Annotated in this window: 14 protein-coding genes; 5 read left to right on the plus strand and 9 right to left on the minus strand. The window is 40.4% G+C overall.

The features are described 5' to 3' along the window. Positions 1-39 precede the first annotated feature (39 nt). Together VJ786_RS08490 and VJ786_RS08495 are read right to left on the minus strand one after the other, a co-directional pair. Positions 40-459 (minus strand): cytochrome c maturation protein CcmE domain-containing protein, encoded by a 420-nt coding sequence (locus tag VJ786_RS08490; protein WP_099365841.1) that lies wholly within the window; start codon positions 457-459, stop codon positions 40-42. A gap of 97 nt (positions 460-556) precedes the next feature. Next, positions 557-1,789 carry a dicarboxylate/amino acid:cation symporter gene (locus VJ786_RS08495; RefSeq protein WP_099365840.1) on the minus strand — a complete coding sequence of 411 codons (1,233 nt, stop codon included), beginning with the start codon at positions 1,787-1,789 and terminating at the stop codon, positions 557-559. A gap of 70 nt (positions 1,790-1,859) precedes the next feature. Between VJ786_RS08495 and mnmC2 the strand changes: the two genes are divergently transcribed. Then, positions 1,860-2,525 (plus strand): tRNA (5-methylaminomethyl-2-thiouridine)(34)-methyltransferase MnmC2, encoded by a 666-nt coding sequence (mnmC2, locus tag VJ786_RS08500; RefSeq protein ID WP_336557622.1) that lies wholly within the window; start codon positions 1,860-1,862, stop codon positions 2,523-2,525. Here the strand turns inward: mnmC2 and VJ786_RS08505 are convergent, their stop codons facing one another. From VJ786_RS08505 to VJ786_RS08525, 5 genes are all read right to left on the minus strand, one after another. Next, a complete protein-coding gene (locus VJ786_RS08505) occupies positions 2,526-3,290 on the minus strand; it encodes a hypothetical protein (RefSeq protein ID WP_144038105.1) in 765 nt (254 codons plus the stop codon). A gap of 120 nt (positions 3,291-3,410) precedes the next feature. After that, entirely contained in the window at positions 3,411-4,877 is a 1,467-nt protein-coding gene (locus tag VJ786_RS08510; protein WP_218962188.1) for a sulfatase family protein, read from the minus strand. A gap of 253 nt (positions 4,878-5,130) precedes the next feature. Beyond that, entirely contained in the window at positions 5,131-5,634 is a 504-nt protein-coding gene (locus tag VJ786_RS08515) for an FKBP-type peptidyl-prolyl cis-trans isomerase (protein WP_099365837.1), read from the minus strand. 20 nt (positions 5,635-5,654) lie between these two features. Continuing rightward, positions 5,655-7,664: a thioredoxin domain-containing protein gene (locus VJ786_RS08520; protein WP_099365836.1), complete on the minus strand. Its 2,010-nt coding sequence runs from the start codon at positions 7,662-7,664 to the stop codon at positions 5,655-5,657. A 20-nt stretch (positions 7,665-7,684) separates the two neighbouring features. Then, positions 7,685-8,170, minus strand: coding sequence for a SixA phosphatase family protein (locus tag VJ786_RS08525; RefSeq protein WP_336557624.1), 486 nt, complete (start codon positions 8,168-8,170; stop codon positions 7,685-7,687). Between the two features lie 180 nt (positions 8,171-8,350). Here VJ786_RS08525 and VJ786_RS08530 point away from each other — a divergent pair, with 180 nt between their 5' ends. Genes VJ786_RS08530 through VJ786_RS08545 form a run of 4 tightly spaced genes read left to right on the plus strand, consistent with a single transcriptional unit; the run spans position 8,351 to position 12,612 of the window. Beyond that, on the plus strand, positions 8,351-9,583 hold the full coding sequence (locus VJ786_RS08530) for a hypothetical protein (protein WP_099365834.1): 1,233 nt from the start codon (positions 8,351-8,353) through the stop codon (positions 9,581-9,583). 11 nt (positions 9,584-9,594) lie between these two features. After that, positions 9,595-10,629 carry a glycosyltransferase family 2 protein gene (locus tag VJ786_RS08535; protein ID WP_336557625.1) on the plus strand — a complete coding sequence of 345 codons (1,035 nt, stop codon included), beginning with the start codon at positions 9,595-9,597 and terminating at the stop codon, positions 10,627-10,629. After that, positions 10,629-11,891: a glycosyltransferase gene (locus tag VJ786_RS08540; RefSeq protein ID WP_099365832.1), complete on the plus strand. Its 1,263-nt coding sequence runs from the start codon at positions 10,629-10,631 to the stop codon at positions 11,889-11,891. Before VJ786_RS08535 ends, VJ786_RS08540 begins: the two co-directional genes overlap by 1 nt. A gap of 55 nt (positions 11,892-11,946) precedes the next feature. Continuing rightward, positions 11,947-12,612, plus strand: a complete 666-nt coding sequence (locus VJ786_RS08545; protein ID WP_099365831.1) for a glycosyltransferase family 32 protein — start codon at positions 11,947-11,949, stop codon at positions 12,610-12,612. Here the strand turns inward: VJ786_RS08545 and VJ786_RS08550 are convergent. After that, positions 12,609-13,724, minus strand: coding sequence for a glycosyltransferase family 4 protein (locus VJ786_RS08550; protein WP_099365830.1), 1,116 nt, complete (start codon positions 13,722-13,724; stop codon positions 12,609-12,611). The two genes, VJ786_RS08545 and VJ786_RS08550, sit on opposite strands and share 4 nt — an antisense overlap. A 37-nt stretch (positions 13,725-13,761) precedes the next feature. Continuing rightward, entirely contained in the window at positions 13,762-14,772 is a 1,011-nt protein-coding gene (locus tag VJ786_RS08555) for a glycosyltransferase family 9 protein (RefSeq protein WP_099365829.1), read from the minus strand. Positions 14,773-14,777: the final 5 nt, after the last annotated feature.

Raw genomic sequence — 14,777 nt, forward strand, 5'->3', positions numbered from 1 at the left:
ATGACTGATTTATTTACGATTGCTGTTATTGGGGATCGCTTAGTTAACGAATGCTGTTTTAGGTTCCGCTGTCGTTTCGATAACCTCCATTTGATCTTGATTGTATTTCGAAGGACATTTCATCAAGATTTTACTCGCATGGAACGTATTACCTTCCATTTTGCCAGTCAATACGATCTGCTCCGAACGCTCGATATCCTGCGGTTTGGAACCATTGAATACCACCTGGCATTCCGTGCTGTCGTTATCATACATATAAAAAGAGAAGTGATTGGCATCCTTTACCGGATCGTACATCAACTCCTTGTCTTTATTTAACACCCCAACCACGTACAATTCTGTCTGTTTTTCCTTTGCTTCGCTAAAGGTAGAATAAGTGCTGGAATCGGTGTAAATGACCAAAATCATCGCAATCGCGATCGCAATAATTCCAATTAAAATGATTGAACTTTTCTTCATTTTCTACAATAAACTATTATCCAACTGCAAATTTACGAAATAGGAAGCTAAGGAATGAAAATAGCAAATTTTTGCAGTTATTTAGAATTGTTCTAATCTAGGCTTCCAAGCTGTCTTCTTCAAATTTTTCCCCCGAAAACTTGGTCACCAGCATACCCGCCACGGTATCACCTGTCGCATTCAATACTGTTGCTAAAGGGTCCACCAAGGCACCGATGATCAAAATTGCTGGAACAGCCTCATTCGGGATGCCATAGATGGAGATCATCAACATTTCCCCGATAAAACCGCCATTCGGAATTCCGCCAGCAACCATCGATACCAATACGGTTATTCCCACAGCGGTGATCAAGGTCGCAGGTTCAAAAAAGTTCCATCCTAAAATAGAAAAGGCTACATAGATCTTCAAAATGGAAGAGATTGCCGACCCATTTTTATATAAGGTATTTCCGATAGGCACCACAATACTGGCGATTTCCTTCGGGATACCCATTTTATTGGCCGCCAATAGGTTGGCAGGCAATGTTGCCAAGCTGCTACAGGTACTCAATGCTGTTAACGATGGCGAGATATTATGTTTCCAATAGGAACCTACACCCTTTGTTCCACGTGATACAAAGGCATAAAAACTAAAGGCCAGGATAAAAAACACCAATCCAAAGCCATAATAAAAGCCTAGTGGTTTGGCATAGAATCCGAACAGATCCGGTCCCAATGTTTTGACCTGGTAGGCAAAATAAGCTCCCAAACCAATGGGCCCAACTTTCATGATTAAGGTCAATAGGTTTTCCATGACTTTATTACCCGCATTCAGAAACGCGGTGAACTGCCTTCCTGCTTCTCCCGATTTTCGGGTGGCCACGCCTACCAGTAGGGCGAAGATCACAAAGGCTAATATACTTTTACGGGATAGAAGATTTGCAAATTCATCCACGGTTAAGAACCGTACGATGCGGTCACCCCAGGTTTCATTGGCATTCCCAGTAATGGGTTCCAACACAGCTGAAGCATCTCTGATCGCTGTAACTGGAAAGGCCCATAAACCAGCAATGGTAGCTACAGCGGCAATAACGATGGTCAAAACAAACACGATGGTCATGATGACGATGGTATGTCCCAATTTCTTGCTGTCTTCAATATTGGCAATTGATGAAGAAATCGCAAAAAACAATAAGGGGATTACAGAAACGAACAATAAGTTCAGAAAGATATCTCCGATAGGTTTCAGGATATCAACCAATTGTGGCGCAAATAGCCCAATAAGACTACCGATGCTTATCCCTAACAAAAGTAGGATGATACTTCCGTAATTTTTTAAAAGGTTGTTCATTTAAGTAATTTGTTAAGGCTAAATTAATTGTTTTTTTGAGAATCTTGTAGATTTGCAAAAAATAAGCAACATGGAATTTGTAAATACCGGCGATGGATCCAAAACATTATATCATGCAGAAGTGGGCGAGCACTACCATTCCAAGCATGGTGCCTATCAGGAAAGCATCCATGTTTTCTTAAAGACCGGCCTTCAATATTGGTTGGAAAAGGAAAATAAACAGGCTGCTGCCATTCTGGAGATCGGATTTGGAACAGGTTTGAATTTTTTGCTTAGTGCGAATTGGGCGATGAAAAATAAGGTGGGCTTGGATTATGTGGGTATTGAGGCCTATCCCTTGGAAAAGGATCTCTTGATTCAGTCCGGTTATGATAGTTATATAGCAAATGAACTTTGGACTGCGTTTACCCAAGAATACGAAACTGCGCAACAGGGTAAAACGCCAATTACCGAACATATTCTTCTAAAAATTGCGGTTCAAAAAGTGATGGATTTTCAGACCGATCAAAAGTTTGATGTGATTTATTTCGATGCTTTTGCCGAAATCCATCAGCCGGAGATGTGGACCGCGGAAACATTGTCTCATGTGGTTCAGTTCCTGAACCCAGGTGGTGTCTTTGTAACTTACGCCATTACCGGAAATCTAAAAAGAGCCATGAAAGCTTTAGGGTTCAGTATAGAAAAGGCAGCAGGTGCCCCCGGCAAAAGAGAAATGCTTAGAGCTACGAAGCTATAACTAAATTAACTTTAATAATTTTTTGATAAATAAAGTCTTTTCCATAGAAATGCTGTTTTTGTAAAAAAAATTATTGACAAATTTTTCTTTATTTTCTTCACTAAATTTTATTTCAACCAATGCTCCCTGAATTTCGTTCTTTTCATCCAAATCAAATTCAAGGTTAAATGGAGTTTGAATAGATGGATCTATAACTAAATTATAGATTTCCTCTTGGGATTTAAATTGGATTTCTATACATTTTTTGTCGTTATAAATCTTTTCTTTGATAAATCCCAACTTGAGATTTTTTGACTTGATTTTTTCTGGTAAATTTTTCAATTGGAAAATATTAAAATCAACCAATTTTGAGTAGTCTAAAGCTTTTTTTTCTGATAGTTTTGGGTTGATTAAATCAGCGGTATAAACATACAAGCTATTTTTTGCGGTGTCAATGACTTCAATTCTCCATAATTTTTGAAAAATGGTATCCTTAATGATATCTAATTCTTCAGCTACAGTTACATCTTGCTGGAATATAGTCTTATTAGGAAACCTGATTACATAAGAATCGAATTGATAAATAGTGTCTATAGAATTAAAAAGCAAATTTTTTGAATGGCATATGTAAGTCCAGTTCTTTAATGAGTCTTGTTCATTTGCAAAAGTTAGCTGTGGTAAACCAAAAAAAGTAAAGAATATTAAAAATATCGAAGTATAAAGAACCTTAGAAACTTTAGATTGAGGATTTTTATGGCAAGAATAAAATGAATTTGTTTTCATCATAAATGAAGCTAATATTAGTGCGATTTTTTCTGATTCGACCTAAATAAATCTTATTCAATGCTAAGAAAAATCGATTAGCTGATTACAAATGCACTATTATCAAATTGTTAAAGCACAATTTTAATCTCTTCTATTCGCTCCCTTTCTGTTGGTTAAATTATCACCCAGATCAGCTCTAGCCTCTTCTGCCATCTGTAACAATTTTTCTTTTACATCAGGATGTTGCTCGATCACATTATACCTTTCTGCTGGATCCCTACGCAAATCGAAAAGCATTAAACTATCCACCGTTTTACTATTGTATTTTCCGCCATTTCCATCATTCCCCGGCAAGATATCCTCGTAAGAGCGATAGCGATGCGGGAATACCAACTTCCAATTCTCCAACCGGACAGCCTCCAGATCATTCTTGTTGTAATAATAATACATCCTATCCCGATGGGGTTTGGCCTCCGCATCTTTCAGATTGGGCAAAAAGCTGAGTCCATCTATCTGAAAAGGATGTTCTTGATAATTTACAATATCCGCTAAAGTGGCAAAGATATCCATACTGCTGCTGAGGTTATTCTCAATCCTTCCTTGCTTGATTATCTTTGGCCATTGGATTATACATGGCACTCGTTGTCCACCTTCCCAGCTCGTACCTTTTCCCTCCCGGAATCCACCGGAAGAACCATTTTGATTTCCAAAATTCAACCAAGGACCATTATCACTGGTAAATATCACGATGGTATTGTCCTCGATCTTGGCATCCTTCAATGCTTGTAGGATAGTACCCATCGACCAATCAATTTCCGCCATCACATCTCCATACAGTCCCTGTTTTGTCTTACCTATAAATTTTTCTGAAGTAGCAATCGGCGCATGGGTCATATTATGCGCTAGATATAAGAAAAAACGATCCTTTTTATGCTTTTTGATGTAATCAACCGCTTCCTTGGTATACCGTTGGGTAAGGGTTGCCTGATCTTTTAAATCCTTGATGATGCCGATGGTATCCGGAATTTCCTGACCAACCTTACTCTGTAGAAGTGGTAATTTCGGATAATGCGCAACTCGACCGCCTTTTTTGGCTGGGGAACCATCAAATTCCACCGGCCACATATCATTAGAATAGGGTAGACCCACATATCCATCGAATCCTTGTTTTGTAGGAAGGAATTCTGGTTCATTACCAAGATGCCATTTACCGACCATATACGTATGATAGCCTTTGCTCTTGAGCATTTCAGCGATGGTTATTTCTGAGGATTTCAAACCTGCTTTCGCATTGGGCATATACGCCCCATGCACTCCCATCCGATTTGGATAATTGCCGGTCAATAAAGCAGCGCGAGAAGCCGAACATACCGCTTGAGGAACCAGGAAATTCGTGAAACGAATGCCATGATTGGCCATCTGATCCAATATGGGGGTTTGGTAATCCAATGCTCCCGTTACGCCCAGGTCGCCGTAGCCCATATCATCCATGAAGATCAAGATCACATTGGGAAGGTCTTTTTTATCCACTCGAGTTCCTTTATGTTGGGCAAACAAAAACGCTGGAAAAAATAAAAGGAATAACATAAGGTATCGGTGGTTTCTCATGGATTTAAATTTGGTTCTTTAAAAATATTAAAAAAAAGTAGAAGCGGATACAGAAAGATAAAACGCAAATGCTTCTAGGTGTAAGCATAATGTAAGTGTAGTGTAAGTGAGTTGTAAGTACCTTTTAGCACTTACAACTCACTTACACTACACTTAGACCTCACTTGCACTAAGTCTTTAAATCGAAAAAAAACGGTTGTAAAGCATTTGCCTTACAACCGTTTTATATAGCTTTTAGATTAAAATCTAATTTTTATTCGTGACCTTCAGTTCCGTCAGCACCATGTGCATGTCCGTGGGATAATTCCTCTGGAGTAGCTTCTCTGGTATCCAGGATTTCAATGTCAAAATTCAATTTTTTTCCAGCCATTGGGTGGTTCAAATCTGCAACTACAGCTTCAGGAGTAACTTCTACCACTACTGCACGGAATTGATTTCCTTGGTTGTCCTGCAAAGGAATAACCTCTCCAACTGGAGGAAGACCGATTTCTTGGAACATATCTGCTGGTAATTGTGCCATTGCACGATCATCACGCTCACCGTATGCATCTGCTGCTTCTAATTCGAAGGATAATTTATCACCTGCGTTCAATCCGGCAATATTCTCTTCAAATTTTGGAAGCATCATACCAACACCATATAAGAAAGTTAACGGGTTTTCCGTGGTTGTCTGCTCCACAAATGTTTTTTCACCATTCTCTTCAATTGTATGAAGAACATAGTTTAACGTAACTACGTTGTTGTTTTCTACTGCCATTCTAATTGATTTATGGGATCTTATCCCTGTTTATTATTTATAAGTTCTATGATATCTGCAATCGACGATTGAGGTAGACTGCAAGTTTTTCGTTGACAAAGGTAGGCTTTTGAATCCAAACCTTCTTTATGCTCTAACAAAGGAAGTTTACTTTTTGTTCCCCCAAGGGTAATTTTATTCGGAATATAATGCTCGTCGAGTTCTTTCCGCCATTCGAGGGCGTCCGATCCGGTCAGTGCCACTTCCCAGACACCATAGTGCAGTTCCAATAACTGGATCGCCCAATTGGAATAGGCCGATCCATAAGATTTAATATGTGGATAGACATTCGCAAATACCTGTTCCGCGATGCTTTGGTAAACATTATTATTAAATAAAAGTGCCAATTTGAACAGTTGGCGAACGATCGTTGAAGTAGAGGCAGGAATAACATTGTCCATGATCTCGCTTTTACGGGCAATCAATTCTTCTGCTTGGTTGCCGGTATAGTAAAAAGTTCCCTGACTGGCATCGAAGAAGAAAGATATGGCCTTATCCATGAGGTTTTTTGCTTTTTCTAACCATTCTTCCTCAAAGGTGGTTTCATATAGCGCTATGAAAGCCTCTATCGTAAAGGCATAATCGTCCAGAAATCCTGGGATTGCCCTGTTCTGATCGGCTGGCTGATGAAGCATTTCGCCATCATGCATGGCATATTGCTCCAGGAATTTGGCGGTATCCAAGGCTAGGCTTAAATATTTTTCCTTATTAAATACACGGTAGGCATCTAAAAGTCCTTTTAACATCAGGGCATTCCAAGTAGTCAATTGCTTGTGGTCCAAACCAGGTCTGACCCGATTGCTCCGATATTCCAGCAGTTTTTTCTTGAGCTCGCCCAAGTATTCATCCCATTGTGCGGTCTCAAATCCTACTTCACGGATAAGATCCTCATCATCTGGTCTTACAAATGGGATATTGGTCTGTTCTTCCGTCCAATTCCCACTTTTAACGATATTGTAATATTGTCTTGCCAACTCCGCATCGGCACCTAGGATATCAAATTCATCGTAATCAAAGGTATAGAATTTACCTTCCACCCCTTCGCTATCCGCATCCAGGGCACTGTAGAATCCGCCGTTGGCATCCAGCATTTCCCTCACCGCCCAATTGATGGTCTCTTCGACCAAGGTTTTATAGAGCGGCATGGGCCTTTCCTGGTAAGCCTCACTGTAAAGGCTGATCAGCTGGGCATTGTCATATAGCATTTTCTCGAAATGGGGTACATGCCATTGTCCATCCACGGAATAACGGGCAAAACCACCTGCTATCTGATCGTAGATCCCGCCATTGGCCATCTTTTTAAGCGTAAAATGCACGTGATCCAAAACAGCTTGGTCCTTTGCCAAATGCCCATAACGCAAAAAGAACAACCAGTTATTGGGCAAAGGGAATTTTGGCGCCCTTCGATAACCGCCGTCTTGATCATCAAAATGGTTTTTCCAAGGTTCGACCACCTGTTTGATATCTTCGAATGTATATTGTTCTGGAATTTCCTGTATAGGAAGCTTTTCAGCATTTTGAATGCCTTCCGTCAATCGGTTCGCATAATCCAAGGCTACCTCTGGTTTTTCTTCCCACATCTGGGCAATCTGAAGCAAGACCTGTTGCCAATCATGAGGTTTAAAATAGGTCCCTCCGTAGATTGGTCTACCGTCGGGTAGACAGATGCAGTTCAACGGCCATCCACCGGCATTGGTCATCAACTGAACCGCGATCATATAGATCTGGTCGATATCTGGTCTTTCTTCTCTATCAATCTTTATGGAGACAAAGAACTTGTTCATGGTCTCAGCGATCGCTTCATTCTCGAAACTTTCCCGTTCCATCACATGACACCAGTGGCAGGCGGAATAGCCTATGCTCACGATGATCAACTTGTTTTCTGATTTTGCCTTTTGGAGCGCTTCTTCTCCCCAAGGATACCAATGCACCGGATTATGTGCATGTTGTTTTAAATAAGGGGAGTGTTCTGCCTGTAATTTGTTTCCCATACCTTACTAAGGTAAAAATTTTACTTTAAAAATTCGATGAGCGATGCGGTGCCGCCAGCAAGCATGGAGAAGTTGATTCCTTCCTCCAGTTGGAGAACAGCGACATTGGAAGTTGCCAATTCGACCTCCGAATGGCTCAGGTAATTGCATAGGTTGGATAAGCCTGGGTTATGACCGAATACCAATACCTGATCGTATTGATCATCGACATCATTGATCACTTGAAGTATTTCCATTAAATGCGCCTCGTAGATCTTCTCCGTAGTTTGGATATCCTGAATGGGATAACCAATGATCGGGCAGAAAATCTCTGCCGTTTGAAATGCTCTATTGGCTGCAGAAGAAATGACCAAGGTATTTTCGTCAACCGTTAGCTTGTCCGCCAATTCTTGTGCAATCCTGTTCGCACGCTCTCTACCTTTATCCTGTAGATCCCTATAAAAGTCACTCTTGGCAAATCCATGTTCCTCTGCTTTGGCATGACGCACTAAATATACTTTTTTCATATCCTCTTTTCTGTTGTTAAAGCATACAATATAATTATTATAAACGCTTTTAAGATTAGGAAATTGTTAAAGATTGTCTGTAAAAAGAAATGATAAATACAAATTTTGATAAATACTCAGTAGCTTTGCCCACGGATTTTTCGTTCCATCGAAAAACTGACAATAATTATTTACAAACCAATGTATTGGAAGCATTTTATCCTTTTGGCATCTATAGTTTTCTTATGGAGCGGATGTAAGCAAACTTTGGAAGAATTGGAGCCTTTGGAAGAGAAGAAGGCTGGATTTAGAAAAGTGAATTCCCTTAAAGATGATTTTTTAGTTCAACCTATCCTGGTTCAAATCCAGACGATTGCCAATGGAAATTATCCAGGCTTGCATACTAGCCAATTTTTAAGGGATCTGGGCTTTTTTCAAGATGGTTATTGCCATCCCGATGTTCAATATTTTCCAAACGGATTTCGAGGCTATAAATTTTGGATGGTTTTCACACCCTATTTTGGAAGTGTGGGCTATGATTTCTATGCCAGGCGCTATGAAAACCCGACTGTGGTAGTTTCCAATGATGGTATCAATTGGGTAGAGCCGGAAGGAATTTCCAATCCTATCCAAAAAACAGCATCCTTTAAAGAGAGCTTTTTGGAGAAAAAAGGGGAATTGGTGCAGGGGTTCTGGTCGGATGTCGATTGGATGTTTAGGAACAACCGTTTCGAACTTTATTACAGGGGAAGTTTTATCAAAGCTACAGCCTTGAAAAAAAGAGGGGTAAATAACCAAAATAATCGCCATAAATTAATGGAGAATGCGCTTCGAACTATTGTGAGGCAAACCTCAGTGGATGGGATTAATTGGGAACCTTTAGAAGTTATTTATACGAGCAATGCACCTGCTACTTCTAAAGATAATCACATTCTTTCGCCTTCCTTTGTAGACGTCGATGGAAATATTAAAAGCTATGAAGTAGAGTTCAACAAAACACAGAATAGATTTAAATCTGATGATTTGACATTGGTAATCAACAGATCCTCATTAAATGGATTGGATTTCAGTAACTACAGGGCTAGTAAGGCTGTAAACTTCTTGAATGAGCCATGGCTAACATTAAATCCCAACAATTCGGTATGGCATTTGGACGTTACTTATCAGGATGGGTATTATTTTATGTTATTGGCAGTGGGGGATGTCAAAAAATACACTTCGGATCTTTTATACTTGGCATATTCCAAAGATGGAATTAATTTTTTGGTTGAAGGCGCGCCTATCGTGAAGGAGAGAGCCTACCGTTCTACAATTTTTGCCATGGATAAAAATAACCATCATATAGAATTTGGATTGATTTTAGGCTCAAAGGTTGGTCAATTTAAGTTTGCCAAAATTAAAGTAGATACCGAAAAAATTGAAGACGCTTTTTAGAAGGGAATTGCATGAAGGAGAACTATAAGAATATCAAAGTTTCTGTTGTTATACCGGTTTTTAACCGACAAAAATTTTTGGGGGAAGCTGTTGAAAGCGTTCTAGCACAGGACCTGACCGAAATCGAAATCATTATCGTCAATGATGGAAGTACTGATCAATCTGCAGTTGTAGCCAAAGAGTACCAAGCAAAAGACCGTAGAGTAATTTATATGGAACAGGAAAACCAAGGGGTTTCTGTTGCCAGGAATAAAGGAATGGCTATGGCGAAAGGGGAATATCTCTATTTTCTGGATTCAGATGATATCCTTGGTCAAGGGTTTTTGTCGTCCAGCTATGCAATGGCTACTGAAAAGAAGTTCGATCTGCTAGTTTGTGGAGCTTATTTTTTGGATAGATTTCCTCAGGTAATGGCTCTTCAAACCTGTGCACTTTTTATGAAAAAATCCTTTTTAGACCTGCATCCGGATGTTCAATTTCTAAAAGGTATTCAGCCAGGGGAGGATGGTGTGTTCTCTCATGAACTATTGGCATTGACCGATAAAATAGGGATAAACCTGAACACGACCTATTTTTACCGGGAGCATGAAGGCCAGAATACTTCTCAAATAAAAAAACAGACTGATAAAGTCCTCCAAGTAATCCCCATCTGGTTGAAGGAATTGGAGGAATTTTATGAACGCTATAATCTTTGGGATAAAAAAGCCCTTCATCTGGCTCGATTTATCGAACATGAGCCATTTGAGTTCAGATATATGGCCATGCCCTTTCAGCAAGAACAAAAACAGCATCTTTTCCAAACGATCCGGGACTTTATGGATAGTAAAGTGCTCCCAAGACTAACAGACAGAGATAGGAACGTACTTTCAGCAGCATTTATCGGTTTTTTACAAGCGCGATCAGCAGAAGAATTTGATGCTTGGTATCAAGCAAGAAAATTAAAGAACAGAGCTAAAGTAAAAGCTTTATATTTAGTCAGTAAACTGTTACCCAGCCGAAAATGGAAGAAAAGTTTTCGGGCTAAGATGAAGAAGAAATACGATTGATGAAAATTCTGATCCTACAAAACCAAGGCTTTTTGAACAGTCAGGGTGGAACTGAAAAGATGGCCAGCTTTTATGCGAATAGTTTCTCGAAACTAGGACATGAGGTCGTTATTGCCACGAATGATCCAAAGGATGGAAAACCTATTTTCTCTTTGGATCAGAAAGTTAGGCTTGTCAATCTTTTTCATGAAGGTATGGATACCATTGAACTGGAACAACCTTATACTTATAAAGGCCGAAATCCTTTCCGTTGGATTTATTTTAAGGCGAAGAAGAAGGGCCAAAAATGGCGAAATGCTTCTCTAATGCGCAAGCGCGGGTTGAAAAATAGGGATGAGGTGTTTTTGCATAACCTGCAGAGCAGATCTAAGGTATGGAAACCCTTTTTCGAACAAGAAAAGCCCGATATTATCCTCAGCATGTCCATTGCTACTTTATTGGAGATAACATATTCGGATGCTGTAGCATTTCCGATCATCAATACCGTACATGGAAGGCCAGATTATGATTATACCGATATTTTATGGTACCGAAGCGAACAGGAGATGAAGCTCCTGAAGGAAAGTTATTCAAAACTGGATGCGGTTCAGGTGTTTTTTGATAATTATAAAGCTTTCCTGCCGGATAATTTTAAAGGGTTGGCGAGAGCGATTCCAAATCCCATTCCACAGATGGATGACCTGGAAATCGTTGACCATCTTAAGACCAAAGAGCGCTATAGGATCGTCCATATCGGATCCTTGATCAATGCCGGAAAACAACAGGAATTGGCTATCCAAGCATTTTCGGAATTGGCTGAACAATTCCCGAACTGGGATTTATGGTTATGGGGAGAGGGTGTAGATAAAGCATATTTGGAGGAAAGGATAGCTTCCTTGAAATTAAAGGATAGGGTGTTTTTGGCAGGATTTACCGACAAACCTATGGAAAAGCTTCAAGAGGCGGATATTTTTGTTTTTCCGAGTAAATACGAAGGCTTTGGCTTAGCGCTTGGCGAGGCAATGACTGTTGGATTACCTGCTATCGGCTTAAAAGACTGCTCTGGTGTGAACGAATTAATTCAGCATGAAAAATCGGGTTTTCTAGCAGCAGATGGGCAGGAATTCAAAGCTTATTTAGGTATGTTGATGGGGGATAGGCAGCTTCGTGATAGGTTAGGAAAAGAGGCTCATGAGCAGATGAAAGCGTATAAGGACTCCCTTGTAATCGCGCAGTGGGAAGACTTTATGGATATGGTGGTTAAGGACCATCAAAAAACCTAAAGGGAGCTCAGATTTTATTATCTTTGAAGCACAAACCTTTGTTAAAAATATTCTGATGGCAATTCCAAAAACCATATACCAAACGTTCAAAAGCAAGGATATTCCTTGGTTGACCAAATTCTACATCTGGATTTTCAGGCAGAAGAATCCAGACTACGCTTATGTGTTTTTTGATGATGCAGCGGTTGATCGGTTTATCCAGGAGAATTTTGAAGAAAGGGTGTATAAGGCTTATAGCCGACTGCAGATAGGGGCTGCCAAAGCCGATTTCTTTCGCTATGCGGTATTGTATATAAATGGTGGAGTTTATCTGGATCTGGATTCTGATTTATTGGTGTCTTTAAACAAACATCTTCAAGCGAGCGATGTCGCGGTAATCAGTCCGGAGAAAAACCATCCAGAATACTTTGCCCAATGGGCATTGGTCTTTGATAAGGGACATCCCTTCCTGAAAAGGACCTTGGATTATGCCGTGGAGAACATCGAACAGAAAACCTATCCGCATGATGTGCATAAAACGACTGGTCCATCTGTTTATACCCGCGCCATACAAGATGAAATTAAGGAAAATCCTTCCGTAGCCTATCGCGTGGTGGAGCCTGATTATAAAGGCCTCATGCAGTTCAAATACAAATTGGGAAAATTATTGATCTATAGAGATCGTAAAAACCATTGGAAGAAATTGCAGAAACGGATTACCGTTGTAAAAGAAGATAGTTAAAGCGTGTTATAGCAGTTCATGATTTGGGCTGCTATTTTTTCATCATTGAAGCGTTGGACATAGCGTTTTCCTTTTTCGCTCATTTCTTGCCTTTTTTCAGGGTTGTTCCATAAACCAACTATTTTTTCCTTCATTTCTTGGATGTTCTCCGGATTGATGTACAGGGAATCTGGTCCAGCTGCTTCAGGGAATACACCGGATCGGTTAGTTATCACTGGGGTTCCGGTATATAGCGCCTCAATAATGGGGATGCCAAATCCTTCGAACTTGGATGGATAGACAAAAATACTTGCCATACTGTAAATCGCTGCCAGCTCTTCCATTGTGAAACCTTTTAGAAAAATGACCTGTTTTTCCATGCCCTTCTCTTTGATATAGGCTTTTATTTCATCAGCATAAGGAGTTTCCTTGCCAAGAATGAGAAGCGGAATACCCGTATTCTCTATGGCTTTTACGATCTGAAAGGCATTCTTACGGGGCTCAATAGATCCCACATTCAGGATAAACCGTTCAGGTAAATTGTTTTCTTGGCGTAGCCTATTCTGAATATCCTCGGATATAGTTTCCTTGAATGCCGGATGACAGACCTGATAGATCACTTCGATCTTCTGTTCATCGACTTGGTAGAATTGCAGGATATCTCTTTTGGTCTGTTCGCTGATAGCAATGATGCGGTCTGCATGTTCGATCGCATATTTCGCTTTACGATGGTAGATCCATCGATCCAATGGCTTATAAAGCTCGGGATACCGAAGGAAGATCAGGTCGTGGATGGTGACTACGGATTTGATCTTGGCTTCTTTGAGGCCAATAGGAATCTCTCCGGATAGACCATGATATACTTGGACCTGGTCGCGTTTCAGATCTTCCACAATGCGTCTATTTCGCCAAAGGCTGGGAAAAAGATTGTTGATAAATCCTTGGGGTAGTTTATTGGTCTGGTTAAAGTCTTCAGAACCGAACCAGAACCCTTCGAACTTTGGGCTGTATTTGATATAGCGATTTTCAGGATAATGGTCTTCCAAAATACGGATCAGATCTCGGCTGTAATTTCCAAGACCTGTTCTGTTCAAAAAATATCGTTTGGCATCATAGCCTATGATAAGCTTCATTAATCCCGATTGATAAGCTTTATTAATCCCTATTGCGCTATAAAGATATTATTTTTTCCAATAGCATTTCTGGACTAATTAAATCGATCGCTTCCATACCATCGCAGGGGCAGGGTTTATTGCCATAAACAGAACTTGGGCGGTTGGGATGTTCGACTTGGACACAATCATCCATGGTTTGCCCAAAGCCTAAAAAACCTGCAAAAGGATGCGTAGCTCCCCAAATAGAAATGCAGCGGGTGCCAACAAGGGATGCCATATGCATTCCCGAACTATCCATACTGACCATGAGGTCTAAGTGGGAGATGATATCCAATTCTTGCTGCAGTTTGTATTTTCCGACCAGAGAATGTACTCCTGGGTATTTGTTTGCCCAGGCTTCGGTAATCTTCTGTTCTTCTGCTCCTCCGCCGAATAAAAGGACTTCATAGCCTTTTTCCGCCAGTTGCTGCACGACTATTTCCATTTTTTCCAAAGGAAATACCTTGTAACTGTGTTGGGCAAATGGGGATATGCCTATTTTTTTCTTGGTTCCGGCCAGGATAGGCATCATGCCGGGAGGAATGAGTCGAAAATCTTTTTCCAATTGATGGCTGAGCGATATCGGAAATCCAATGTTTCGGAAGACATCGGCATAGCGCTCTGTAGTGAGTTGGAGTTGTTTTTTGATTTTGTTTTCAGGACGGGTCAGTGCTTTTTTTTCAGCCCTGCCTTTATCCAAAATGGCAACCCGTTTTCCGATTCCTTTAAACAGCATATCCAAAAACCTGGATCGGATGTTATTATGTAAATCGGCTACTGCATAAGGTTTGTAACTCTTCAATTCATTGAAAAGGCTCAACAGCCCAAAGACTCCTTTATGCCTGCCCTTCGGTTGGATGGCATGAAAGGTTAAGCGCGGGATTTCCTGAAAGAAGGCAGAGAACAATGGTCTGGATACCATGATGATTTCCGTATCCTGATGCTGTTGTTGAAATTCCTTCAAAACAGAGGCAACCATGGCGACATCGCCCATTGCCGAAAACCTCATCACCAGGACGCGTTTCATGCTTG

Origin of the sequence: Sphingobacterium tenebrionis, assembly GCF_037126265.1 — a bacterium.
GTDB lineage: Bacteria > Bacteroidota > Bacteroidia > Sphingobacteriales > Sphingobacteriaceae > Sphingobacterium > Sphingobacterium tenebrionis.